This window comes from Streptomyces sp. NPDC090088, assembly GCF_044747345.1.
GTDB lineage: Bacteria > Actinomycetota > Actinomycetes > Streptomycetales > Streptomycetaceae > Streptomyces.
The window spans coordinates 1-24,399 of record NZ_JBIVDZ010000020.1; the positions used below are offsets into that span (position 1 = coordinate 1).

At 66.1% G+C, this 24,399-nt stretch carries 19 protein-coding genes; 10 read left to right on the forward strand and 9 right to left on the reverse strand.

What is annotated here, in order from left to right; all coding sequences use genetic code 11:
- The first annotated feature begins 851 nt into the window (after window positions 1-851).
- The 4 genes from ACIPSJ_RS51705 to ACIPSJ_RS51720 all read left to right on the forward strand — a co-directional run bounded on the left by ACIPSJ_RS51705 (window position 852) and on the right by ACIPSJ_RS51720 (window position 5,567).
- The gene (locus ACIPSJ_RS51705) at window positions 852-1,766 is read left to right on the forward strand and encodes an aldo/keto reductase (RefSeq protein ID WP_401357401.1); all 915 of its coding nucleotides are present in this window, start codon (window positions 852-854) and stop codon (window positions 1,764-1,766) included.
- Between the two features lie 69 nt (window positions 1,767-1,835).
- Window positions 1,836-2,237: a cupin domain-containing protein gene (locus tag ACIPSJ_RS51710; RefSeq protein ID WP_401357404.1), complete on the forward strand. Its 402-nt coding sequence runs from the start codon at window positions 1,836-1,838 to the stop codon at window positions 2,235-2,237.
- A gap of 387 nt (window positions 2,238-2,624) precedes the next feature.
- Window positions 2,625-3,638 (forward strand): amidohydrolase family protein, encoded by a 1,014-nt coding sequence (locus ACIPSJ_RS51715; protein ID WP_401357406.1) that lies wholly within the window; start codon window positions 2,625-2,627, stop codon window positions 3,636-3,638.
- 480 nt (window positions 3,639-4,118) lie between these two features.
- Window positions 4,119-5,567 carry an MFS transporter gene (locus ACIPSJ_RS51720; protein WP_401357409.1) on the forward strand — a complete coding sequence of 483 codons (1,449 nt, stop codon included), beginning with the start codon at window positions 4,119-4,121 and terminating at the stop codon, window positions 5,565-5,567.
- 614 nt (window positions 5,568-6,181) lie between these two features.
- On the opposite strand, the gene ACIPSJ_RS51725 is transcribed toward ACIPSJ_RS51720, so the two are convergent.
- From ACIPSJ_RS51725 to ACIPSJ_RS51765, 9 genes are all read right to left on the reverse strand, one after another.
- A complete protein-coding gene (locus ACIPSJ_RS51725) occupies window positions 6,182-7,222 on the reverse strand; it encodes an acyl-CoA dehydrogenase family protein (protein WP_401357412.1) in 1,041 nt (346 codons plus the stop codon).
- Window positions 7,219-7,998, reverse strand: a complete 780-nt coding sequence (locus tag ACIPSJ_RS51730; protein WP_401357415.1) for an enoyl-CoA hydratase-related protein — start codon at window positions 7,996-7,998, stop codon at window positions 7,219-7,221. The genes ACIPSJ_RS51725 and ACIPSJ_RS51730 overlap by 4 nt, the downstream gene beginning before the upstream one ends.
- Window positions 7,995-8,867 carry a 3-hydroxyacyl-CoA dehydrogenase family protein gene (locus ACIPSJ_RS51735; RefSeq protein ID WP_401357417.1) on the reverse strand — a complete coding sequence of 291 codons (873 nt, stop codon included), beginning with the start codon at window positions 8,865-8,867 and terminating at the stop codon, window positions 7,995-7,997. Before ACIPSJ_RS51735 ends, ACIPSJ_RS51730 begins: the two co-directional genes overlap by 4 nt.
- A gap of 47 nt (window positions 8,868-8,914) precedes the next feature.
- On the reverse strand, window positions 8,915-9,793 hold the full coding sequence (locus ACIPSJ_RS51740) for a 3-hydroxyacyl-CoA dehydrogenase family protein (RefSeq protein WP_401357419.1): 879 nt from the start codon (window positions 9,791-9,793) through the stop codon (window positions 8,915-8,917).
- Window positions 9,794-9,834: 41 nt separating this feature from the next.
- Window positions 9,835-10,587 carry an SDR family NAD(P)-dependent oxidoreductase gene (locus tag ACIPSJ_RS51745; protein WP_401357422.1) on the reverse strand — a complete coding sequence of 251 codons (753 nt, stop codon included), beginning with the start codon at window positions 10,585-10,587 and terminating at the stop codon, window positions 9,835-9,837.
- Window positions 10,584-11,834: an acyl-CoA dehydrogenase family protein gene (locus tag ACIPSJ_RS51750; protein WP_401357424.1), complete on the reverse strand. Its 1,251-nt coding sequence runs from the start codon at window positions 11,832-11,834 to the stop codon at window positions 10,584-10,586. The genes ACIPSJ_RS51745 and ACIPSJ_RS51750 overlap by 4 nt, the downstream gene beginning before the upstream one ends.
- Window positions 11,831-12,613 carry an enoyl-CoA hydratase/isomerase family protein gene (locus ACIPSJ_RS51755; protein WP_401357426.1) on the reverse strand — a complete coding sequence of 261 codons (783 nt, stop codon included), beginning with the start codon at window positions 12,611-12,613 and terminating at the stop codon, window positions 11,831-11,833. Before ACIPSJ_RS51755 ends, ACIPSJ_RS51750 begins: the two co-directional genes overlap by 4 nt.
- Window positions 12,606-13,832 (reverse strand): CaiB/BaiF CoA transferase family protein, encoded by a 1,227-nt coding sequence (locus tag ACIPSJ_RS51760; protein WP_401357429.1) that lies wholly within the window; start codon window positions 13,830-13,832, stop codon window positions 12,606-12,608. The genes ACIPSJ_RS51755 and ACIPSJ_RS51760 overlap by 8 nt, the downstream gene beginning before the upstream one ends.
- Before the next feature lie 318 nt (window positions 13,833-14,150).
- A complete protein-coding gene (locus ACIPSJ_RS51765; protein WP_401357432.1) occupies window positions 14,151-15,338 on the reverse strand; it encodes an amidohydrolase family protein in 1,188 nt (395 codons plus the stop codon).
- 582 nt (window positions 15,339-15,920) lie between these two features.
- Between ACIPSJ_RS51765 and ACIPSJ_RS51770 the strand changes: the two genes are divergently transcribed.
- The 6 genes from ACIPSJ_RS51770 to ACIPSJ_RS51795 form a co-directional block, all read left to right on the forward strand.
- Window positions 15,921-17,108 (forward strand): lipid-transfer protein, encoded by a 1,188-nt coding sequence (locus ACIPSJ_RS51770; RefSeq protein WP_401357434.1) that lies wholly within the window; start codon window positions 15,921-15,923, stop codon window positions 17,106-17,108.
- Entirely contained in the window at window positions 17,108-17,590 is a 483-nt protein-coding gene (locus tag ACIPSJ_RS51775) for a MaoC family dehydratase N-terminal domain-containing protein (protein WP_401357437.1), read from the forward strand. The genes ACIPSJ_RS51770 and ACIPSJ_RS51775 overlap by 1 nt, the downstream gene beginning before the upstream one ends.
- On the forward strand, window positions 17,587-18,024 hold the full coding sequence (locus ACIPSJ_RS51780; protein WP_401357439.1) for a MaoC/PaaZ C-terminal domain-containing protein: 438 nt from the start codon (window positions 17,587-17,589) through the stop codon (window positions 18,022-18,024). The genes ACIPSJ_RS51775 and ACIPSJ_RS51780 overlap by 4 nt, the downstream gene beginning before the upstream one ends.
- Window positions 18,025-19,679: 1,655 nt before the next feature.
- Window positions 19,680-20,846 (forward strand): ABC transporter substrate-binding protein, encoded by a 1,167-nt coding sequence (locus ACIPSJ_RS51785; RefSeq protein WP_401357442.1) that lies wholly within the window; start codon window positions 19,680-19,682, stop codon window positions 20,844-20,846.
- 105 nt (window positions 20,847-20,951) lie between these two features.
- Window positions 20,952-23,678, forward strand: coding sequence for an ATP-binding cassette domain-containing protein (locus ACIPSJ_RS51790; RefSeq protein WP_401357444.1), 2,727 nt, complete (start codon window positions 20,952-20,954; stop codon window positions 23,676-23,678).
- Window positions 23,675-24,399: ABC transporter ATP-binding protein (locus tag ACIPSJ_RS51795; protein ID WP_401357447.1), on the forward strand; the 725-nt coding region annotated here is incomplete at its 3' end. The genes ACIPSJ_RS51790 and ACIPSJ_RS51795, both read left to right, overlap by 4 nt.

Genomic DNA, 24,399 nt, shown 5'->3' on the forward strand with positions numbered 1-24,399 from the left:
TAAAGGTCACTCGCACAGCGGGCGGGGTTGTGGACGCGGACTCCTTGAAGTAGCTAGGAGTCTCTGGCCCTCCAACATATTCCGAAACGGTGTCTGCCGGATTTTATCGGTGGCTCACCTACCCAATCGACAGCAGAGATTGACTTGCCGCGTTCCGCATAATTCTCTATGCCGAGAGCGCGCATATGGCACGTGCGAGCGAGGATGTCTCTGGTGGCGCCGCTGACCTGCTTCCTTGTCCTAGAAAAACACAGGTCAGCGAGATACCTAAGTGTGCCCACCCGGCGATAACACGGAACAGAATTGCTGGACAAACCTGAGAAATTCGAGGCAAGTGGCGAACTGTGGCATGCCATTGCTCGGAGGCTACGAATTATGCGGAACGCGGGCCCCAACTTCGCCCCAGAACGCAGAAATAAGTAATTGGATCCAGGCATCCAGCTGTGGTAATCTCAAATCAGTACCGGATACATGTATCCGGTACTGAGGCTCGGCCTCCGGCCAGTGCCTCACACGAAGGGAGAACGCACATGCCGCCGTCGAGGCCTTCGAGCGCTCGCCCTCTTCGTGACACCGCCGAGATGCAGATCGTGCCCCTCACCCGCAACGGCGCCACCTACAGGCGCCCGAGAGTGGCCCGGGCCATGGTCGTTGGTGGCCCTTTATGTACGCACCAGCTGCGGCTGGCAGTCGGGGTGGTTCCAGGCGGCGATCGTCCGGGGCGCAAGCCGGATCACGGTCGCCAGCCACAGCTAACGAGTCGCCTAGGAGCACAGGCCCCGTCCCGGACACGTGATGGCAGCGTGCGCATCATGCTCCGCAACATCTGATTTCAAAGAGAGGAACACACCATGACACCCGTCACTGACGGCACGGCCCGCCCGATCCCTCGTGTCGCACTGCACGACGGCACGTCGATCCCCCAGATGGGCTTCGGCACCCTCAACACCCTCGACCTCGCGGACGCCACTGCGGGCAATCCTGACGACGCGGGAGCGGCTCGCACCATCTCCCTGGCGATCGACGCCGGATACCGGCACTTCGACAGCGCGCAGGGCTACATGTCCGAGGCCGGGGTCGGCATGGCCCTTCGCGAGTCCGGACTGCCGCGCGAGGACTTCTATGTGACGAGCAAGCTCGCCAACAACAACCACCGGCCCGACGATGTGCGCCGATCCTTCGACCAGACCATGGATCAGCTCGGCCTGCCCTACCTCGACCTGTTCCTGATGCACTGGCCGCTGCCGACCCGTTACGACGGCGACTACGTGTCCACCTGGCGCGCCATGGCCGAACTGCTCGCGGACGGCAGGGTGCGCTCGATCGGCGTGTCCAACTTCCAGCCCGCCCATCTCGACCGCATCATCTCCGAGACCGGCATCATCCCGGTGGTGAACCAGGTAGAGATGCATCCCAAGTTCGCCAACGCCGAGGTACGTGCCGCCTGCGCCCGCTACGGGATCGCAATCGAGGCGTGGGCACCCCTGGCGCAGGGCCGCTACCTTGATGACCCTGTCATCGGTCGGATTGCCGCGGAAGTCGGGCGCACCCCCGCGCAGGTCATGCTGCGCTGGCACATCGAGCAGGGAAACATCATCTTTCCCATGAGCTCCAACTCCGACCGGATGAGGCAGAACCTCGCCGTCCTGGACTTCGAGCTCACCGGCAGCCACCACGGCGCTATCTCGGCCCTTGACCAGGGCGAAGCCGGCCGCAACGGGCCTCACCCCGACAAGTTCGACTGGATTCCTGAAACCGCGAGCTGAGCGGTCGGCGGTCGACGGCAACCGTGCGGACAATCCTGGCTTCGCGGCCGACCGATCCCAAGGAAAGCGATGGAACTCACTTCTGTCCAGGACGCCTTCAAGGCACCGGATGCCCGGTTCACCGGCGACGTCTACACCACCCCCTTGAAGACGGCTCAGGAACCCTCCCGGCTCCTCGCGGCCCTGGTCCGCTTCACCCCCGGGGCCCGCACCAACTGGCACTCCCACGCCATAGGCCAGACCCTCCACGTCACCGAAGGCGTCGGCCTGGTGGTAAGCCGTGACGGCACCGTCATTCGCGTGCGTGCCGGGGACACGGTGTGGACCCCGCCTGGCGAGGAGCACTGGCACGGCGGGACCAAAGGCACCGTCATGTGCCACGTCGCTATGACGGAAATCCCCGGGCAAAGCGACGGCACCACCTGGCTGGAGCCGGTCACCGACGAGGAGTACTCCGCCGCCCAGCAGTAATAGCCCCAACACGTAACGCTCGCCCCGTTGCGACGTCCCGCACTCTCCCCCAACCCCTTCGAGTAGGGGGGATCTTCAGAGCACGCATCGGACGCCGCAATTTGGCGGGCAGACACTGCTGCGAGGCACTACCCCAGCCGCATCCGACTCAACCAAGCACACAACCGGCCCGGTCGGCGACAGCACTGACCTCAGATAGGTCAACAGGCCTGCAGTCCGACCGGGCCTGAACAATCCCTCCCCCAACCCCCGCCACAACCTGAGCCCCGCTCGTGCCCGGCTGATCCCACAGCTGGGAGGGCGTTACTGACCAGACGCCCCCTGGGCCGACTAGCGCGACTTGCTGGCAGCCCGGCGAGAGCTCCGCATCCCCATTGGAAGGTACAGATGTTCGGCCAACTCCAGCGCGGCCGCGACGAGACGATCATCGAGCCCGAGCTCCCCATCATCGACGCACAGCACCACCTGTTCCTCCGACCGGGGCTCCGCTACCTGCTGGAGGAGTACTTGGCCGATGCCAGCGCGGGCCACAACGTCCTCGCCTCGGTCTACGTCGAGGCCGACTCATTCCGCCGCCGGGAAGGCCCGGAAGTCATGCGGCCGCTGGGCGAGATCGAATTCGCCAACGGAGCGGCTGCCATGGCCGCCAGCGGCGCTTTCGGAGACCAACGCGTGGCCGCCGCGATCGTGGGATTCGCCGACCTGCTGCACGGTGACGCTGTCGCGGCCTACCTCGACCAGGCCCTGCAACTGGCCCCCGACCGGATGCGCGGAATCCGGCAAGGCGCGACCTACGACACTAACGAAGCCACCTACCGGTACCTGCCGGGCAGGCCGCCTCGCGGCATGCTGGCAGACCCGCGCTTCCGCGCCGGGTTCGGCCACCTCGCACCACGCGGCCTGAGCTTCGACGCCGCGGTCTTCCATCACCAGCTGCCTGAGCTCGCCGACCTCGCCGACGCCTTCCCCGAGACGGCCATCATCGTCGGCCACTGCGGCTTGGCCCTCGGCATGAACACCGACGCCGACGGCCGCGCGACGGTGTTCGCGCAGTGGCGCGAGAACATGCGCGAACTCGCCCTGCGCTCGAACGTCACCTGCAAGATCAGCGGCCTGGGACTGCCCTTCTGGGGCTTCGGCTTCGAAGACCGCGCCGGCACCGTCGGCTACCGCGAACTTGCAGCCGCCTGGGCACCCTACGTCGAAGCTGCGATCGAGATCTTCGGAGCCGACCGCTGCATGATGGCCAGCGACTACCCCGCCGACAGCCACTCAAGCGGCTTCGTCCCCTTGTGGAACGCCCTCAAGCACATCGTCTGCACGGCCACTTCCGAGGAGAAGAACGCGCTCTTCCACGACACCGCGGCACGAATTTATCGCATCGACCGCCCTGCAGAGTGAGCAGCCAAGCCACCTGACGGGCTCAGATCTCACGGAGTTGCCGGCGTCACGGGCAGTCCGCCACATCATCCAACCAGCGCGGACCCGCGTGAGCACGCCAGACCACACCTGAGACGCGGTAACCCTCGCCGGTCACGCACCCACACGCGCCGAAGATTTCACGCGAATGCGACCACCGAGACAAGAAGAGGATACAAAAATCCGTTTATTGTTGCGACGGAGTTTGAAGGACGCACCAAGGCACCGGCGCGAGACTCGTCGGCAGCTCGACCGTGCGCCGCGGGCCCAGCCCGGCAGGTAGACCGACCTTCGCTGGGCCTGTAGGAACTCTCACCCAGCTAGTCAGCCTTGCCACCGAGGTTGACAGCACAAAGGACACCAGCCGCGTCACTACTAGGAACACAACGGCGGCCTTCATGTGCGCGAGCAATGCTGTGATCGTGAAAGCGCAGGCCGTGATGAGAAATGATGGAGGACGGCATGAGCCGAACACCGGCTGCCGGTGGGCAGGCCTCACAGATCAGCCAAGCCGCGTCCACGCGCCTCGCTAAGCAGTCAGAAACCGAACAGTCCGGGGCTTTCTCCTGGCGTTTCGTCACTCCGCTGTACATGGGGTCGGCGTTCAACCCGCTCAACAGCACGCTGATCGCTACGGCTCTGGTGCCAATCGCGCACTCGATGGGCGTGTCCGTCGGGCGCACCGCCGTGCTGGTGTCGGTGCTGTACCTGGCGAGCTCAGTGGCCCAGCCGACGTTCGGCAAACTGTCGGAGGAGCTTGGACCCCGCCGGGTGTTCCTGGCAGGAATCGTTCTGGTTCTCGTCGGAGGCCTGATCGGCGGGCTCGCCCCGAGCCTGATGACGCTGATCATCTCCCGGGCAGTCATCGGCATCGGCACGTCGGCCGGGTACCCATCCGCGATGGTATTGGTGCGGCGGCGCGCGGCCCGAGCCGGCCTGGACGCGCCGCCCGGCAAGATCCTCGGCGGGCTCGCCCTCGTCAGCCTGACGCTCATCGCGGTCGGCCCGCCTCTCGGCGGCCTCCTGGTGGGTCTGCTCGGCTGGCGATCGACGTTCTTCTTGAACGTGCCATTCGCGCTGGCCGGCCTGGTGATGACAGTCCTGTGGGTGCCGCGCGATCCGGCCATCGCGGTGCGCGGGCGGCTCGGCGAGATCACCTCCCGCGTTGATGTCCCGGGAATCGCGGGGTTCGGGGGGATGATGACGGCGCTACTGGTGTTCCTGCTCGGGCTGCCGCACGTGTCCTGGGCCCCCCTGGCCATTACTGCCTTGATCGGCACGGCGCTTGTGCTCTGGGAGCTGCGGGCCACAACGCCGTTCCTCGACGTGCGGCAACTCGTGTCCAACGGGGCGCTGATGCGGACCTACCTGCGGGGCGGGCTGACCTTTCTCGGCCTCTACACGGTGCTCTACGGGCTCACACAGTGGCTCGAGGCCGGGCACGGCTACTTCCCCGAGGCCGCTGGGCTGCTCATTCTCCCGATGGGAGCACTCGCCGCTCTCGCGTCACTCTGGGTGTCGAGACGCAACCTGATCCGCTGGCCGCTGATCGTCACCGGCGCATCGATGCTGGCCGCGTCCCTGCTGACACTGCTTCTCAACGGCCACAGCCCGGCGGTACTGATCATCGCGGTGACCCTGGGCTTCGGCGTCACCATGGGCACGACGACGGTGGGGAACCAGACCGCCCTATACACGCAGGCACCGCCAGCGCAGCTGGGGACGGCGGCCGGCCTGTTCCGGACGTTCGGCTACGTCGGGTCGATCGCGTCATCGACGATCACCGGCATCGTGTTCCACACCGGCGTCACCGACAGCGGCCTGCACTCGGTCGCCTGGATCTTGGTCGGGGTGTCCTTCCTGGTGCTGGTCATGACCCTGGCCGATCGCAGGCTGCCGTTGAGGGCTTAGCTTTGAAATTGGACCTTCGGTGATCGTTTGAGTTCGGGTCGTTCACTCGCATGGGAACCTCCCAGGTATGGCAACGACCTCCGCTTCGGGCTGTGTGATGTCGGGTCGCACAACTGCAGCGGAGGTCGTTGATGTCGAGTGTCGTCCATGGAGCCGGCATCGGCAGGTGCTTGCCGAACTCTCTTCCTTTCAACGGAGTTGTACGCGGCGTTGCCTCGGTGTGTGGATGCGTTGTTCGAGCTGACGGACGCGATGTTGCGCGCAGTTTCCCGGTGGTATCACTGCCTGAGTTGTTGCTCCAGGCGGTGCACCGGCGTGAGCACAGGGCGATACACGACGTGCTTGCCGCAGGCCGGGTTGAGGTAGCTCGCCTACGGATGACGCTGCCTGGACTGGGAACTGCCGCGCGGAACGCGGGCCGGCAGATCTCGACCGCGCTGGACGTCACTGCCTGGCCACGCCTGGATGCTGAGAGCGGCATTGCCTCGCGAGTTCATCCATCTCCCTCCCGTAGCAGGCCCGGCGGGGCCCCAACGGGTTAGGGGTGGGATGCCGCTGCTGCGTCGGCTTGCGCCTGACGGGGGCATACCTCGGCGAGGTACCCACCCGATCGGTCACTGCGCCGATCCAGCGAACGACAGGGATACGCTGCGTGCGCCAGCAGCAGCGGCTGTGGCGGCCCTGAGCGAGATCGCGTCCCGCAGCAGGCGCTCGACGCCGTATTCCGCAAGGTAGCCGTACCCGCCGAGAGACTGGACCGCGGCGGCAGCGACCTCGATCGCACGTTCGCAATTCTCGTCGAGGATGGCCGCGGCCAGCCGACTGTCGCTACTGTCCGCAGCGAGGGTGGCTGCGAGACTCGACGCCGCCGCTCCCAATTGGCGCAGCAGGGACTGGCGGACGGTTGGGAGCGCGACGAGGGGAGCTCCGAACTGCACGCGCTGCTGCGCGTAGGACGTACTCTGATGAGCTGCCTCATGGGCCAGTCCGGCGGCGACGGCCGCTCCGGATGTCCGGAGTTGAGCCAACACCGTGCTCGATTCATCGCAGGCGATCGGCCACGCGTCGGCGCCGATCGTCCCGTTGATCGCGACGGAGGCGGTGCGAGCGCCCGCGAATCCCGTGCGCGCCAGCGGAGGGCTGATCTGCAGGGCCGCCGGCGCGAGGAGCCAGTATCGCTGCTGCTCGACGAGCAGGACGTGCACGTTCTCGCCGCAAGGGTCGATCCTGGCGACTGATCCAACCAATCTGTGCTCGTCGGCCTTGCTGATCGTGACGTGCTCAGCTGCGGTGTCGACCACGCACGCCGAAGCGTTGCCGGACACTACCTCGGCTAGGACGGACGCATGCGAGGTGTCCACGCTGAGCAGAGATGCGGCAGCGTGAGTCTGCGCCATGGCCCAGGCCAATGCCGGCCAGCTGCGTCCCAGCTGCGCCAACGCGACCAAGTAGAGCTCGACGGCGGCACCACCGCCCCCTTGGGGCTCCGGCACCGCCATCGACCACAGGCCGGCACGGACGACTGCCGCTCGTGGCGGCGACGCAGAGTCGGTGGAGGTGTCGGCCGTCGGAGCGCCTTCGTGGGCGACTACAGCGTCAACCAGCCCGACGATGTCGGACTGGTCCGCGCTCAGCGCGACACCGGGCAGACTCACGCCCAGAACCGATCAGAGTCCGGGTCGCGGCGCTCGTTGAAAGCCGCGTTCACCTCATGCGCCTCGCCCGTTGTGAGGTACATTGTGAGGAGCTGGTCATGCGCCATGCGAGCCTGACCGGCCACACCGTTGTGCCGAGCAGAGAACGCCGTCTTCATGGCTCCGATCGCCAGCGGGCTCCGCTTGCCGATCTCGGCAGCGACGGCAAGGGCGTGATCAAGCAGTTGCTCGCCGGCGACTACATCATTCACGAGTCCTCGGGCCATCGCTTCCTGCGCCGTGTACTTGCGGTTCAGGTACCACATTTCCTTTGCGCGCTTGCGGCCGATCGAATCCTCGAGGTACCAGCTGCCGTACCCCGCGTCGAAGCTGCCGACCATAGGGCCGACCTGGCGGAACACAGCGTGCTCGGCAGCGATGGTGAGGTCGCAGATATTGGCGAGCACGTTCCCTCCGCCGACCGCGAATCCGTTGACGGCGGCGATCACGGGCTTCGGGATCGTGTCGATTGCCTGGTAGACGTCGATGATTGGGAGGACCTGCGATTGGTCGAGCGATTTGAGTTCGTCGTGCTCGCCGCCGATGCAGAAGAACTTCTGCCCGGCTCCTGTCAGGATCCCGACGCGCAGCGAAGGATCGAGTCGCAGCTGCTGGAGAGCGTCGGACAGCTCAAGGCACGTCTTCGCCCGGAACTTGTTGCCGGCCTTGGGGCGGTTGATCGTGATGATCAGGGTGGCACCCTCGCGCTCGGCGGTGATGTCCTCGTAGCCGGTCACTGTGCAGTACCTCCGTCGGTGTGCGTGCGGAATCCCCGCCCGTTCTTGTTGCCGTGCCGGCCGGCGGCCACCATCGTCTGCAACAGCGGGGGCGGAGCGAAGGTCGGGTCCAGCGTCGCGTCGTACGCCGAGCGGGTCGCATGGTTGTGCACGTCGAGGCCGATCAGGTCGAGCAGTTCCAGGGGCCCGAGCTTGTAGCCGAGGCCGAGCTTCATTGCCGTGTCGAGGTCCTCGGCCGTGGCAAGTTCTTCGTCGTAGGCCTGGATGACGTCGTTGAGGTAGGGCATCAGCAGTCGGTTGACCAGGAATCCGGGGCGGTCCTTGACTTCGATCGGGACCTTGCCGAGCGCGTTGACGAACCCGGACAGGCGGCTGACGACAGCGGGGTCGGACTCGACGCCGACGACCACCTCGATGACACGCATCAGCTGTGGCGGGTTGAAGAAGTGCAGGCCGGCGAAGCGGCTCGGGTTCGCGACCGATGTCGCAAGGTCGGACACCGACAGCGCCGAGGTGTTGGTCGCTACGATCGCGTCCGAAGGGACGACGTCGCTCAGGCGACCGAACATCTCCCGCTTCGTGTCTCGGCGTTCAGTGATCGCCTCGATGACCAGATCGACCTCGCTGAGATCGGTGATTGTGGTCGTGCCGCGAACGCGCTCCAGAAGCGCGGCCTTCTCCACCTCGGTGGTCTTGCCTCTGCGTACGCCGTCGTCGAGGAACTTGCCCATCGCTTGGAAACCAGCCTCGATGCGGATCTCGTCGGCCTCAAGCACGACCACCCGGCGGCCGGACTGTGCAATCACCTGCGCGATGCCAGCGCCCATGGTGCCGAAACCGAGAACAGCAACCTGTTCGAACTCAGTCATCAGAGAACTTTCCTGCCGTAGCTGTCGTAGACATCGGTATGGGACGGTCAGGAGCCGAAGAGGCGGCTGCCGTCATAGGAGTAGAAGCCGCGGCCCGTCTTCCGCCCCAGGTCACCCGCTGCCACCATGCGCTCGACCATGGGCGGCGGGAAGAAGCGCGGATCCCTGAGCTGCTCGTACAGTCGCGTCGCGACCTGCTGGTGGATGTCGAGACCGACGATGTCGAGCAAACGGAAAGGCCCCATCGGGTGGCCGAGGGCTCCCGTGATGGCGGCGTCGATCGACTCCTTGGTTCCCAGGCCGGCTTCCAGCGCCATAATGCAGCTGTTCTCCCAGGGGATGAGGAACCTGTTGACGATGAACCCTGGTCGGTCCTTGGCGACGACAGTGGTCTTTCCCAGCGACGTGAGGAACTCGATGGTCGCCTTATGGGCCCAATCCGCTGTGTGGCGCCCGTCAGCGACCTCGACCAGCTTCATCAGAGGAGCCGGATTGCAGTAGTGGGTTCCCACGACCCGCTCGGGTCGACGGGACCCGGACGCGATAGAGGTCACCGAGAGCGTCGAGGTGTTCGTGTGGAACAGGGTTTCGTCCGAGACAATCTCATCCAGTTCGCGATACAACTGCTTCTTGACAGCAGCGTCTTCAAAGACTGCCTCGATGACGATGTCGCACGAAGCAAGATCTTTCAGATCGGTCGTGCCGGTCAGATTGGCTTTGGCGTCCGCAGCCTCGGGGCTGGTCATCTTGCCGAGCGACACACTCTTGTCGAAGAAGCCTCGAACGGTCTCCGTCCCGCGCGTCAACCCGTCCTCGCTCACGTCGTAGAGCAAGGTCCGATGGCCCGACCGGGCGGTGACCGTAGCGATACCCGATCCCATCGTGCCTGCACCGACTACAGCGACTGTCTTGCCTTCGTGTGCCATGTCCTACTCCTTGCGCTGGGCGCTGGTGGGCGTGAGCCGGGCTATTGAACTGAGTGACCACCGTCGATGACGATGGTTGAGCCGGTCATGAAGTCCGATGCGGGTCCCGCGAGCAGCTGAACCCACGGCCCGAGTTCTTCCGCGCGGCCCATTCGGCGGGCGGGGATGCGCCGCAGCACGGTATGCACGGCGGCGTTCGCGCGTAGTTCGGTGTTGATGTCGGTCTCGAAGTACCCCGGGGCGAGAGCATTGACCTGAATGTTGTGCCGCGCCCACTCGACTGCAAGAGATTGCGTGAAGGCGATGATGGCGGCTTTCGACGACGTGTAGGCCGTGTGCTGACTGACACCCATCAAGGCGAAGTTGGACGCGATGTTGATGACCTTTCCGGAGCCCTGCGCGATGAGGTGGGGTCCGGCGGCCCGCGTGACGAGGTAGACGCCTCGGAGATTGGTGTCGATCACCCTGTCCCAGGCATCAGAAGTCTGGTCGAGCAACGGCGAGGTGTAGACCACGCCGGCGTTGTTGACCACGATGTCCAGGCGCCCGAACTCCTGCACCGCGGCGGCCACCATCGCTTGAACGGAGTCCTCGTCGCTCACATCGCAGGGCACGGCAAGCGCACGGCGCCCCAATGCCTCGGTTTCGGTCACGAACGACTTGAGATCTACCGTCGAACGGGAAGCGACAACCAGCGAGGCCCCGGCAGCGGAGAGCTGCGACGCCATAGACCGGCCGAGGCCACGACTGGCGCCGGTAACAATTGCTACCTTGCCGTCCAGGGGCGCGTTCATTCCAGCTCCTCCAGCTGCTTGGTCGTCTCGCGGCCTACGAGCAGCCGCTGCACTTCGTTCGTGCCGTCGTAGATCTGGGTAACCTTCGCGTCGCGAACACAGCGCTCCACTCCCAGATCGGCGAGGTCGCCGTAGGGGCCGAGGATGCGGGCGGCCGCGGTACTGACCTTGAATCCGAGATCCGTGCAGGTCTGCTTCATGATCCCGATCTGTGCTCGGGACGGATTGTCGGCGTGGTCGACGTCGCGAGCGGTCGCCAATAGCAGCAACCGCCCCTGCAGGATCTGCCCGCGCAGATCGGCCAGCGCGAAGAGGGCTTCGGGTGGCAGCGTGCGGCCGTGGATCGCCCTCAGCGCCGCGAGCGTCGCAGCGTAGGCGGCGCGAGCGATGCCGACGCCCTGCGCGGCTGCGCTGATCCGTGACTTCACGACCGAGGCCATGACGACCTGCCAGCCTGATCCTTCCGAGCCCAGCATGTGGTCGGCGCGGACGGGGACCTGGTCGAGGAACACCTCGGCAGTGGTCGAGCCGTGCATCCCCATCTTGTGGAAGGGGTTGCCGCGCGTCAGACCCGGGCTGTCGCCGTCGACGACGAACGCCGTGATGCCCTTGCGGCCGAGTCGTGGGTCGACCGTCGCGAAGCAGACGAGCACATTTGCCTTGTCACCGGTCGTGATGAACGTCTTCGACCCCGACAGGCGGTAGATGTCGCTGGAGCCGTCGTGCCGCGCGCGCGTCTTCATGCTTGCGACGTCGCTGCCGGCATCGGGCTCGGTGATGGCCAGGGCCCCGTAGGCCGAGCCGTCGATGATGCCGGGGAGGTGGCGGTCGGCCAGGCGCTCGCTGCCTGCTTGCCAGATCGGATAGGCGGCGTGCATCTGCGTCATGAACACCAGGCTCGTGGCCGCGCACCCAGCCGCGATCTCCTCCATCGCAACCGCGTAGGCGACGTTCGTGTCCTCGGTGCCGCCCCACCGTCGCGGGAACAATAGGCCGCCGAAGCCTGCCTGCGCCAGCGCTTGGTAGCTGTCGTGGGCAAACGTGTGGCTCTGATCGAGCTCACGAGCCCGCGGAGCGACGTCGGCGGCGACCACCTCGCGGATCTGCGTGCGTAGCGTCAGTTCGCGTTCGGACAGAAGACGGTCGCATGCGGCCTCGTCCAGTAGCCCGTGCAACTGGATGTGGCCGTCTGGATCACCCGTGGCAAGCGGGCTCGCACTGCGCATGCGGATCGCGTCGGTCTTCACGGGCGTTCCGCGAACTCGGGCTGACGCCGTGCTTTGAAGGCGGCGATTCCTTCGGCCGCCTCCGGCCCGGCGGTAGCGGCTGCCGCCAGCGAGGTCTCCGCTTCGAGGTGTGCGGGCGGCGGAGCTGTCGTCTGAAGAGCCTGCAATATTGCGGAGTTCGCCATCGGCCCGCGTCGTGCGATCTCCACGGCGATCTGCGTCGCATTCTCCAGAAGGTCGGCAGGTTCGACCGGTTCGGTCGGCGCGAGACCCAACTCGTACGCCCTGCCGGCCGACAGACGTCTGCCGCTGAGCATCAGATAGGCGGCGACTGCAGGTCCGACCAGCCGAGGAAGACGCTGCGTGCCCCCGTACCCGGGGATGAGCCCGAGTCCCGATTCCGGCAGGCCGAACGACGCCCTGGTCGACACGACCACGAACGAGGCCGCGAGCGCCAGCTCGAACCCGCCTCCCAGTGCCACCCCGTTGACGGCGGCGATCACGGGCACCGGACACCGCGAGACCTCGAGCATCACAGACTGCCCGTAGCCCAGCGCCGCGCTCGCTTGCTCGTAGTTCAGCCCACTGAGCTCATCGAGGTCCGCGCCGGCGCTGAACGCCTTCTCGCCGGCTCCAGTGAGCACAATGGCGCGAACCGACCCGTGTGCCGCGAGGTCGTTGACCGCGGCCGACAGCTCCTCCAAGGTGCGGCGGTTCAACGCATTGTGCACCCCGGGACGGTTCAGCGTGACCACCGCGACCGGGCCGTCGCGGCTGATCAGCAGTGCGTCGTCAGACATGGCCAGAACCTCCAGAAACAGAACCGTTCGCGTGCACCGCGCCCGAAGAGATCAGCTGCTCGATACCGTCAGCTGACAGCCCCAACTCCTGGAGGACCTCGACGGTATGCGCTCCCAGCTCGGGAACGGCGTCGTTGCGCGGCGCCGGAAGGGACCCAAGCCGGAAGGGACTATGAACCGTGACCAGGTCCGGTGAACCGGCAACCGGCAAGAGGCTGTCTCGCGCGATGACCTGCGCATCGACGACGACTTCGGACAGCGTCTGCACCAGGGACGACGGCACTTCGGCCTTGCTGAGCAGCTCGATCCATTCCGCCGCCGGCTTCGCCGACAATGCCGCGGTGATCGTGTCCGTCAGGTGCAGCCGGTGCGCCCGACGCCCCTCGTTGGTCGCCAGCGAGGGATCCGACGCGAGATCGGGATGATCGATGACGTGACAGAACCGTGCCCACATCGCATCGTTGCCGATGGCCACCACGATGTCGCGATCAGCGGTCGGAAAGGCTTGGTACACCGCTAGCACGGAGTCAGTGCCACCGCTCGGGCTCGGTTCCGGCTCGCCCGCCAGGTACGCCGCGATGCGGGGAGCGAGCAGCGCGAGATCGGAGTCCAGCAGCGACACGTCGACTAGGTCGCCGACACCGGTCACACGCTGCTTGACCAGAGCGGCGCTGATGGCCAGGGCGGCACACATACCGGTCACGACATCCGACAGCGCTGTCGACACCCGTTGCGGCGAGCCCCCGCGCGCACCGGTGACGGACATCAACCCAGACCTCGCCTGAGCTGCGAGGTCGTAACCCGGCAGGTTGCGATCAGGGCCTTCCAGGCCCCACCCCGACACAGCGCAGTAGATGAGCCGTGGCGACTTGGCTCGAAGCGACTCCGGCTCGATCCCGAGCCGCTTGAGCTTGCCGGGGTTCAGGTTCTCCAGAAAGACGTCGGAGCCCTCAATCAACCGGTGCAGGACATCGATCCCCTCCGCTGCCCGAAGGTCCAGCACCACTGAACGCTTGTTGCGATTGGCCGAGGCGAACCAGGCCGACCTGCCATTGATGAATGGCGGCCCCCACGCACGGGCGTCGTCGCCCACACCCGGCCGCTCGACCTTGATCACGGTCGCACCCAGGTCTGCCAGGTACATCGAGGCCGTCGGCCCCGCATACGAAGTCGTCATATCGACCACGCGCACGCCCGACAGCGGCCCCTCGACTCCCACTACGACACCATGACTTTCTGCTTGAGCTGGCATTTCCTCGCTCCCGGCACACGAACGCCCAGACCGGTATCGAGGTCGGCGGCAAGGCGCCCAATGGGCAGCGGCTCACCGTTCGGGCACCCATGCCCGGGCACGACGACGTCATCAACGACAACCGGCGCCCACCCGGTGCCTTCCGTCAGCGCCTGTGCCCCGGCCGGGACCGGGGCCGCCGCTGAGAAAGCGGTCCGATAGGTGGCCGGATCGGATCTCAGCGGGCGTCGTCGTCGGCTGAGCGGCAGACGACGACGCCCGAGAGAGGAGGTACATCCGTGGACGTCAGGTGGTCCAGTTGTACAGAGCGGCGGCGTTGTCATGCAGGATGGCCTTCGTCTCCGCCGGGGTGAGCACGGAGGTGAGAGCTTCGTCGATGTACTGCTGCGGCTCCACTGCGTGGGACGCCGGTCCAGGCGACTGGCTCGTCGGGTGCGGGAAGTCCGTCTCGAACAGAATTCGATCGGCACCGAGCGCATCGACCGTCGACCGGATAGTGCCTCGCTCGAACCAGAAGCACGTGAAGAACTGGCGCTTGAAATACTCGCTCGGCATCATCCGCTTCGGGAAGTCGCGCTTCAGACCACAGTTCATCCACTGCCAGTCCATCACTTCGAGCAGGAAGGGGAACCAGCCGATTCCGCTCTCCACCGACACGAAGTTCAGATTCGGGAAGCGATCGCAGATACCGCCCATGATGGTGTTCACCACCGCATCGGCATTGCTCAGGAAGAGCAGCACCGTGTCGATGGAGTACGCAACCCCCGGGTGGTAACCCGCAAGATTTGAACCGAAGTCACCGAGGCCGCCGCCGCCGATGTGGAAATTGACGGGCATCCCGAGTTCCTGGCAGGTGGCCCAGAGCGGGTCCCAGTGCTTGTCGCCGAGGTGGGGCTGGCCGTTCTTCTCCGGATGCGAAGAGAAGATGATGCCGCGGTGTCCAGCGGCGTGGCACCGCCTGATTTCCTTGACCGACTCCTGCACGTCCCAGTACGGGACGGCAGCGTTCAGGATGAACCGGTCGGGCGCTGCGCTTGCCCACTCGGTGAGCCAGTCATTATAGATGCGCACGCACTGAAGCCGCAGCTCTGCTTCGGGAATGTTCAGGAAGCGAGCTCCTCCGAACCCCCCGACGTTGGGGTACAGCACCTGAGTGTGAATGCCGTACTCATCCATCATCTTGAGCCGGAGATCCACGTTCCACGTAGTGGGATCTGCGTCCTTCAGGCGCGGGGGACGCGACGGCGGGAACTCGCGATAGCCGGCCATCGCCGGTCCTGCAGCTGCCGCCACGAGCGGCTCGCCCGGCATGGTCCAGACGTCCTGCTGCTCCTTCTCGTTCCAGACGACCCGCGGAACGAGGTCGCGCCACTTCTGCGGCACCTGGGAGGTCCACAGATCGTAGGGCTCGATGATGTGGGTGTCGCAGTCGATCACCTTGATCTGCTGCTCACCGCCGACGTTCGTCGTCATTAGCTCTCCTTCGGGACGGCGGATCGGCTGCAGGCCGGGGTCCCTTCCGGCTGGCCATCCAGTGGGGGCAAACTAGAAACCGAACGATCTGACTGTCACTCGCAGGAGCCGCCTGTGTCAAGGTCGAACGAGGCAAGATCAGGACTTGGTTGCTCCCTCGACAGGCAACCGCCAAGGTCCGTGACGTTCGGGCGGACCCGGTCCGCGAGCTCGTCAAGCCCTGCCCCGGACGCGCCGCACCCCCATGCCGCAGCTAGCGCGGCACCGGCTACCGCGCACCCTGCAGCCCGACGAATCGACCGCCACACGCGTCATCCATGCCATCGAGCTGCAGTTCTTCCCTGAGGGCCAACACCCGCCCGCCGAACGGCGCAGCCGTCCTGCAGGTCATCGCGTAGGGCGACGCGGCGCCGCCACCCCGGTACCTCCAGCACGAGGGTGGCCGGCGGGACCCTGGGAGCCGGCGCCTCCGAGTAGTGCAGCGTACGGAGGTGGGGCTTCGTCGACCGTTGCCGCGCCATTGCGTGTGTGCCACACTAAAACGAAAGGATCGTTCTGTATGTCAAAGCGGGAGGCCCGACTATGGCAGACGTTGTAGTGGCTGGAGTGGGCATGGTGCCCTTCAAGAAGCCACGCGAGGCGGACAGCTACGACCAGATGGGCGAACGCGCGGCCGCGAACGCGCTGGCCGACGCCGGCATCGAAGCGGCTGACCTCAACCAGGCCTACATCGGGTACGTCTACGGCGACACCTGCTCGGGACAGGCCGCCCTCTACGGCCTGCGCACGTCGGGTATCCCGATCGTCAACGTGAACAACGCGTGCGCCAGCGGCTCCTCGGCCCTCTGGCTCGCCCGGCAGGCCATCGAAAGCGGCGCTGCGGAGTGCGTGATAGCGCTCGGATTCGAGCAGATGCGGCCCGGTGCCATCGACATGCTGTGGGACGACCGCCCGACGCCGCTGGCGCGGTTCGACAAGCTGCGAGAGAAGGCGCAGGGCATCGACCCGTTCGCGCCGATGGCTGCCCAGTACTTCGGCGGAGCGGGCCAAGCCTACGTGGATGAGTACGGCATGGACCCGGCGGTGTTCGCGCATGTTGCCGTCAAGTCGCGCCGGCACGCGGCGAACAACCCCTATTCGGTGTTCACGCAGCCGATCACCGTTGACGAGGTCCTGGCGTCGCCGAGCATCTACGGACCGCTGACACGGCTGCAGTGCTGCCCGCCGACCTGTGGATCAGCCGCCGCGATCCTGTGCACCCCCGAGTTCGCCGCGCGCCACGGCGTCAACGCATCGGTCCGCATCCTGGCGCAAAGCCTGACCACCGATCACCCCGACGTCTTCCAGTCGGGCGACATGCGCAAGATCGTCGGCTACGACATGACCGTCGACGCAGTGAACAAGGTGTACGACGCCGCCGGTGTTGGGCCTGAGGACGTCGCAGTGGTGGAACTGCACGACTGCTTCACGACGGCCGAGACCCTGATGTACGAGGCGCTGGGACTAACACCCGCCGGCACCGCCGAACGCTTCATTCTTGACGGGGACAACACCTACGGCGGGCGGGTTGTCGTCAATCCGTCCGGCGGTCTGTTGTCGAAGGGACACCCTCTCGGCGCGACAGGACTCGCGCAGTGCGCGGAACTGGTCTGGCAGCTCCGCGGCGACGCGGGAGCGCGGCAGGTCGACGGCGCCGACATCGCGCTGCAGCACAACCTCGGTCTGGGCGGGGCGTGCGTGGTGACGATGTACGGCCGGACCGACGCGTAATGGCACTCGACCCAGCGAAGGTGGGAATGGAGATGCCTGGGCGGCGTCTGCTCATCACCCGCAGTCGGCTTCGTCAGTTCGCCAAAGCGACAGGTCAGACCGATCCGGTCTACCTCGACCCGCAGGCGGCGAAGTCGGCCGGACACCGCGATCTGCCTGTGCCGCCCACCTTCTTCTTCTCCGTAGACCTGGAAGCGCCAGACCCACTCGATTACTGCCAGCTCCTCGGGATCGACCCAAATCGGATCCTGCACGGCGAGCAGTCCTTCCAGTACCTGCACATGGCCTACGCGGGCGATGTCCTGTCGACCAAGTCGACCGTGACCGATCTCTACAGCCGCAAGGGCGGCGCGCTCGATTTCGTGACCCGTGTGTTCGACGTCGTCAACCAGGACAACGTTCTGGTGGCGAGCATGGAGTCGACAGTTGTCGTCAGAAACCCGGCCGACGCGGACAGGGCTCATGCGGAGCTTCCGTCATGAGCCGGACAGTGACGGCGGGCGACGAGCTACCGCCGTTGACGAGTCCACCGATCTCGAGGGCGACGCTGGCGCTGTTCGCGGGCGCTTCGGGCGACCACCACCCGATTCACATCGATTCGGATGTCGCGAAGTCCGCCGGCTTCGATGACGTGTTCGCGCACGGCATGCTCCCGATGGCCTACCTCGGCCGCTTCCTGACGCAGTGGGCTCCGCAACAGAATCTGCGCTCGTTCAGGGTCCGCTTTCGAGAGATCACGCCGCTCTACGCGACGGTCACGTGTCGAGGCCGCGTGACCGATGTCGTGGTGGAGGACAACGAGGAACGCGCCGTTGTCGACCTTGCGGCCGAGCTCTCGGACGGGACGGCTGTGCTTACGGGAGTCGCCGTCGTTGCGCTGCCACCGTCGGCGGATGAGGTTCCCGACGGCGAGTAGCGGGCGGCACGAGGATCGTTGACGCGGCGGGCTGAGAGCGCGTCGCGCCGACGAGCCGAAGTTTGTCTAGCCCGCGTTTGCCGACGATCAGGACGTGTCGAGGGCATGAGCACATGAAGGCGTGATGCATGATCTGAGCGCCACTGAAGCTATGACCTGATCGCAGAGCGCGTTAAGTCTCTTCTCGGAGATCCCTCGTCCGGGATGGGTGAGGACGCCCTGACGGACACGAGGCGGCTGCGCGAGGCGCTGGTTGGTATCGGCTGCCGCGGCGGGTTCTGATTCGGTGCCGGGGCGAGGCGATGTCTTCGATGACCGTGCGGGCAGTGGTCCGTTCGGAGAGGTGGGCTTCGGCCTCACCGAGGGCTGCTGCCCGGGCCGTTGATCCGGTGTCGCAGGGCGTCGGCGTGCCCGCAGCTTTATCGTGCAGGAACCCGGTGACGTTCACACGGCCCTGCCTTCTTGAGTGCGCCCTGAGAATTCGCGACCCGGGGGCGGTGCGGGGTGGTCTGGCCCTGGTCCTGACCCAGTGCGGGAAGGTTCGCTGCTCGCGCAGCGCTACCAGCGATGACAAGGCCCTCAAGCGCCTCGCGCGGGTCTTCCGCCGATCCTCGTTCTGCGCGATCAAGGACGACCCCACGTCCCGGGAGTTGTACGGCCGCAAGACAGCTGAGGGTAAACGCCACCACCAGGCCCTCGTGGCCCTGGCCCGCCGCCGTGGCACTGTCCTCTCCGAGACCACAATCCCTCACCAGGCCGGCCAACCCTCCGCCTCATCGCGTGACCACAGCATCAGGCAGCCACCGCGCATGCGTCCCGCCAAACCGGACTGGGGGTCGGACGGGCGGCGGGCATGCCGCGGTGTCGATGCGCGGGCCAGGCCCCGGCTCGAAGCCCAGGCGAGGCGACCGGTGGAGAAGTGCACCCTGTCGGCCCGGATCTTGACGGGTGTCGTCGGCGAGGACCGTGGGGGAGCACCCGGATCAGCGGTTTGGACGCCCGGTTGCCGTGGAGGCTGACGCCCGAGACGGGCGAGGGCCAGCGGGGTATCCGGGTACCGGACAGAACGTGCGGTTTGCTGCCCTTCTTTGCCGCGCTCAGCTGGGCTCCGCCCAGTCGGCGAGCTCCCTCCGCAGACCACATGGTGAACCGGCGATGCGTCGTCGCGGATGACGTCCTGAACGACGGAGTGCCACTCATCGAATCCACTGGTCAGGACGTGTACCACCACCGTGTACACGCCGCGCGTTGGTCACATGGAGCGGTCCCGCCTGCGGACGAGCGGCGAAGGTCGGCAGGAACAGGGCGCGCGACCTGCATTGTGCCGTACCGCGTGAGACAACCTCTTACGCGGGGGTGGTGTAGGAAGTACGAACAGACTAACTTGTCCGGAAGATGGTCGGCGACGGGACATAGCCGTCGCAGTCGGACAGGTCGCTGCGTTCCCGATGCCCTGAGGAACGGCCGCTGCGACGAGCAGCGGCATCCACCGCGTAATCCGACCGGTAGATCTCATACAAAGGGGTATGAAATTGAGTTTCTCGGGCCGTTACAGAGGCAGTCGACTGACAGCGGCACTGGCCGTCGCCGCGATTGCAGCCACTGCGTGTAGTTCCCAAACCGCGTCGACCAGCTCATCGGACGGAGCCGGGTACATGCCCTCGTCGTCCGCGACCGGGTCGCCGATCAAGGTGGGGTATGTCCTCGGCGAGACCGGCATTCTTGCTTCGTACGATGCCGGCAAGGCAGACACCGCGAAGGCATGGGCGTCTGCAGTGAACGCGGCGGGTGGGCTCAACGGGCACCCCGTCGACCTCATCATCGAAGACACCAAGAGCGTTGCCAGCTCGGCGATCTCCGTGGCGCGTGATCTGGTGGAGACGAAGAAGGTCGCCGCGGTCATCGTGAGCGACCAGGTCAGCGAGGGCACGATCGCCGACTACCTCGCGTCGAAACACATCGCGGTCCTCCAGGGCGGCGGGTCGGACGAGGCGGTGTGGAGTTCGCGGCCGAACTTCTACGAGGTCACCGCGCCGATCGCGATTACCAATTCGGGGGCTGTCGGTGCGGTGGTCGCCGACGGCGCGAAGAAGCTCGGGGCGGTCACCTGCTCCGACGTGTCGTCCTGCGCGACTGCCAGCCATGTCATCGAACAGCAAGCCTCCGCGCTCAAGGTCGGTTTCGCGGCGTCGCTGAGGGTTGCGAACACCGCCACGAACTTCACCCCTCAGTGCCTGTCGGTGGCGCAAAAGAAGGTCGACGGACTCGTCGTGGCGTTGGCGCCGGCGACTGCCGTGCAGCTGGCGCTCGCGTGCCGTCAGCAGGGCTACAACGGCGCCTATTCGCTCACAGGCGGCGCGTTCTCGTCGCAATCCCTCAGTGACGTGACCGGCGCTCACTTCACCGCGTCGCTGCAGGGTTTCCCCTGGTGGGACAAGTCTCCGGCGACGAAGCAGTTCCGTGAGGCGATCGCGAAGTACGCGCCCAAGCTGAAGATCGGCACAAGCGGGCCGACGGCAGTGTGGACCTCGCTGGCGCTGTTCCAGAAGGTTGTTTCCGGGATCAATGGCGAGGTCACGAGAGCATCGATCATCGACGGCTACAGCGCAGTGAAGAACGAGTCGCTGGGTGGGCTGCTGGCGCAGCCCGTCACCTTCACCGCTGACAAGCCTTCTCCCCGGGTCGTCTGCTACTGGCCGGTGAAGTACCAGGCCGGAGACGACGCCCCGGCCACGCTGCATCCCGCTGGCCGCGTCGGCAATGGCGCGAAGGGGGACCTCGCGAGCAGCTGCATCGCCTCGCCGCCCCCGATGGCGCGGTAACCAATCGGAGCAGCTGTATGACCTCGCAGACCTCGGTGAGCCGAGCGAACGGCCCTTGCCCGACAGCGGGACACGGACATGGAATACGCATGACGGAGAAGACAAGTGTGGAATGAGCTTTTGCCGTTCATCGTCGCCGGCGTGGTCATCGGCTCAGTCCTCGGGCTGGCCGGGACCGGACTGGTCCTCACATACAAGACGTCAGGGATCTTCAATTTCGGGCACGGCGCGGTGGTCGCAGGAGCCGCGTACCTCTTCTACTTCTTGCATGTCGATGAGGGATGGCCGTGGTGGGCCGCATTCATCGTCGTCGTGCTCGTCATGGGACCCCTATTCGGTCTCATCCTGGCGTATGTGAGCCGCCGGGTCCGCGAGCAGCGCCTGATCTGGCAGATCGTCGCAACACTGGGAATCCTGCTCATCGTCGAAGGCCTGGCGACGGTGAAATACGGCACGGATCCCCTCCTCGTCGCGCAGTACCTCCCCAAGGGCGGATCCACATTCAAACTCGGCGGAACTATCATCTCCTATGCGCAGGCGATGATTTTCGCGATCTCGGTCATCGTCGTGACCGTCCTCTACTGCTTCTTCCGCTTCAGCCGCCGAGGCGTCCAGATCCGCGCCGCAGTGGACGACCCCGAGCTCGTCGTGGTCCACGGGGTCAACGGCGCCGCGATCCAACGGACGGCCTGGATGACGGGAGCCGTGCTCGCGGCGTTGTCAGGCGTGCTCATCGCGCCGATCGCCGGCATCCAAGTCACGGTGCTGACCGTCCTCGTGACCCAGGCGTTCGGCGCCGCCGCGGTCAGCGCGTTCGGAAGCCTTCCACTCACCTACGTCGGCGCACTGCTGGTGGGCATCGCCACAAGCGTGTGCACGCACTACGTGGTCAACTCGCAAGACCTGCGAGGGCTGCCCAACGCGGTGCCCTTCGCATTCCTGATCGCGGCGCTGCTCTTCATCCCGAAGCGAAAACTCGTGCAGTCGGCGAGGTCGGAGGCGATACCGAAGCCCCCATGGACAGCACCCGGCTCGGTCAGGCTAGGCACCGGCGTGCTCGTGACCGCCCTGCTGGCATGTATGCCCGTCCTCGTTGGCACCAGACTGCAGTTCGTCACGATCGGGATCACGCAGGCGATCGTCCTGCTGTCGCTCGGCCTGCTCGCCCGCACGGCCGGGCTGGCGTCACTCTGCCAGGCGACCTTCGCCGGAGTCGGAGCGGTCGCGTTTGCCCACTTCACGAATCTGCCCTGGCCGCTGGCAGTCCTGCTGGGCGCGCTCGTAGTCGTACCAGTCGCCGCACTGGTCGCCCTGCCCGCCATGAGACTGTCGGGAATCTTCCTAGCGCTCGCGACGTTCGGCTTCGCCCTGCTGGTCGAGTCGGTGCTCTACCCGACGAGCCTGTTCTTCGGCACCGAAGGCAGCGGGAAGGCGATGCCGCGCCCCGCCGGATTCGATGACGAGACGTCGTTCTACTACGTCGTCCTGGCATTCTTCATCGCGCTGTCCGTGGCTCTGATCGGATTGCACCGCTCACGACTGGGCCGGACGTTGCGCGGCCTGTCCGAGTCCCCGCTGGCGATCGGGACGCTCGGCCTCAACGTGAACATGACTCGGGTCATCGTGTTCTGCCTCGCCGGCTTCGTCGCCGGCATCGGCGGAATCCTCTACGGGGCGTCGGTCCGCTACGCCATCATCGGCGATCCGTACTACGGATCGCTGTACTCACTGCAGTTGGTCGCCCTCGCGGCCATCACCCCGGGCCGGGAACCCTGGTACGCGACAGTCGCAGCCCTCGCGGCAATCGTCCCTGGCTACTGGACCAGTAGCGACTCACAGAATTGGCTGAACGTGATCTTCGGGGTCCTTGCGGTGATGATCGCCATGCGCGGTGGTCCGCACACGATGCCCACCGCGATCCGCCGGCTCGTCGAGAAGGCGGCCATCGAACCCAAACGGCGCCGCAAGCCTGAGAGCACCGCACCGGCGACGTCGCTGGAGGTGCGATCGGTTGCCCCGGCCGGACTCGACCGGCGCGTGGGCCTGGAGGTCCGCGACCTGTCGGTCAAGTACGGCGGGCACACCGCGGTCGAGAACGTCTCCCTTCGCGCGCCGATGGGCCAGATCACCGCGCTCATCGGCCCGAACGGCGCAGGCAAGACGTCTTGTTTCAACGCCATCAGCGGTCTCCTGAAGCCCAGTTCCGGCACCGTCCACCTGCACTCGAAGGACGTGTCCCACTTCGGGGCGGCTGCCCGGGCCCGCGCAGGTTTCGGCCGGACATTCCAGCTCATGCAGCTGTGCGACTCGCTGACGGTGGCTCAGAACATCGGACTGGGCCTCGAGTCGGCACTGGCCGGTTCGCGTCTGCGGGGGCAGTTGTTCGCGACGCGCGCGGAGACGCGCGCTACCCGTGCCGCCGTGGACAGCGCGCTGGAGATCTGCCGGATCGGCGATCTCCGCGACAAGCAGGCCGGTGCCCTGTCGACCGGGCAGCGACGACTCGTCGAACTGGCCCGCTGCCTCGCCGGCGAGTTCGATCTCCTCCTGCTGGACGAGCCCTCGTCCGGACTGGATCCGGTCGAAACACAGAAGTTCGGCTCCACGCTGCATGAGGTCGTCAAGGAGCGCGGATGCGGGATCCTCATCGTCGAACACGACATGTCTCTGGTGCTGGACATCTCGAGGCATGTGTATGTGCTGGACGCTGGAAGGCTCCTCTTCGAAGGCAGCCCATCGGAGGTTCGTAGCAGTCCCGAAGTCCAGGCCGCGTATCTCGGCAGCGATACCTCGGACCAAGCACTCGTGATAGCCCAGGAGCGAGACGCATGACCGCCAACAGTGCCTCGACGTGTGCTGCTCACAACGACGATGCTCCGGTGGCCATGGAGCTTCGGGACGTCAACAGCAGCTACGGGCGTACGGCCGTCCTTCGAGACGTCACCATTCGCGTCGCCGCAGGCAGCGTCACTGCGCTGATCGGCCCGAACGGCGCCGGAAAGACGACCACGCTCAGGGCCGCCTCGGGTCTCCTGAAGCCAACGTCCGGGCACATCCTGCTCGACTCGAAGGACGTGACGGACTCATCCCCGCACAACCGCGCCCGGATGGGGCTGTGCCATGTGCCCGAGGGGAAGGGGGTCTACCGCACGCTGACGGTGCGGGAGAACCTGCTCATGCAGATTCCGGACCGATCGGTGAGCGAAGGGATCGAGCGCGCTGTCGCTGCCTTCCCGATCCTCGGCAAGCGTCTCGGGCAGCAGGCAGGCACGCTCAGTGGTGGAGAACAGCAGATGCTCGCGCTCTGCGCCGCGTACCTGCGCAGGCCGCGGGTTGTCCTTGTCGATGAGCCGTCCCTCGGGCTGGCACCCATCGTCGTCGACGCGGTGTTCGAGTTCCTGCACGCCCTTCGTACCGAAGGCATCGCGCTCCTGTTGGTAGACCAGTACGCGACACGCACGCTCGCGCTCGCGGACTACGCGTACGTGATGCGGCGCGGGCAGATTGGCTATGCCGGCGAGGCGAGCGCGCTCCTCCGGGGCGATGTGTTCGA

Coding starts and splice junctions, on each gene's coding strand:
- ACIPSJ_RS51705 (WP_401357401.1), top strand. CDS start 852: ATGACACCCGTCACTGACGGCACGGCCCGCCCGATCCCTCGTGTCGCA.
- ACIPSJ_RS51710 (WP_401357404.1), top strand. CDS start 1,836: ATGGAACTCACTTCTGTCCAGGACGCCTTCAAGGCACCGGATGCCCGG.
- ACIPSJ_RS51715 (WP_401357406.1), top strand. CDS start 2,625: ATGTTCGGCCAACTCCAGCGCGGCCGCGACGAGACGATCATCGAGCCC.
- ACIPSJ_RS51720 (WP_401357409.1), top strand. CDS start 4,119: ATGAGCCGAACACCGGCTGCCGGTGGGCAGGCCTCACAGATCAGCCAA.
- ACIPSJ_RS51735 (WP_401357417.1), bottom strand. CDS start 8,867: ATGACTGAGTTCGAACAGGTTGCTGTTCTCGGTTTCGGCACCATGGGC.
- ACIPSJ_RS51740 (WP_401357419.1), bottom strand. CDS start 9,793: ATGGCACACGAAGGCAAGACAGTCGCTGTAGTCGGTGCAGGCACGATG.
- ACIPSJ_RS51745 (WP_401357422.1), bottom strand. CDS start 10,587: ATGAACGCGCCCCTGGACGGCAAGGTAGCAATTGTTACCGGCGCCAGT.
- ACIPSJ_RS51755 (WP_401357426.1), bottom strand. CDS start 12,613: ATGTCTGACGACGCACTGCTGATCAGCCGCGACGGCCCGGTCGCGGTG.
- ACIPSJ_RS51765 (WP_401357432.1), bottom strand. CDS start 15,338: ATGACGACGAACGTCGGCGGTGAGCAGCAGATCAAGGTGATCGACTGC.
- ACIPSJ_RS51770 (WP_401357434.1), top strand. CDS start 15,921: ATGGCAGACGTTGTAGTGGCTGGAGTGGGCATGGTGCCCTTCAAGAAG.
- ACIPSJ_RS51775 (WP_401357437.1), top strand. CDS start 17,108: ATGGCACTCGACCCAGCGAAGGTGGGAATGGAGATGCCTGGGCGGCGT.
- ACIPSJ_RS51780 (WP_401357439.1), top strand. CDS start 17,587: ATGAGCCGGACAGTGACGGCGGGCGACGAGCTACCGCCGTTGACGAGT.
- ACIPSJ_RS51785 (WP_401357442.1), top strand. CDS start 19,680: ATGCCCTCGTCGTCCGCGACCGGGTCGCCGATCAAGGTGGGGTATGTC.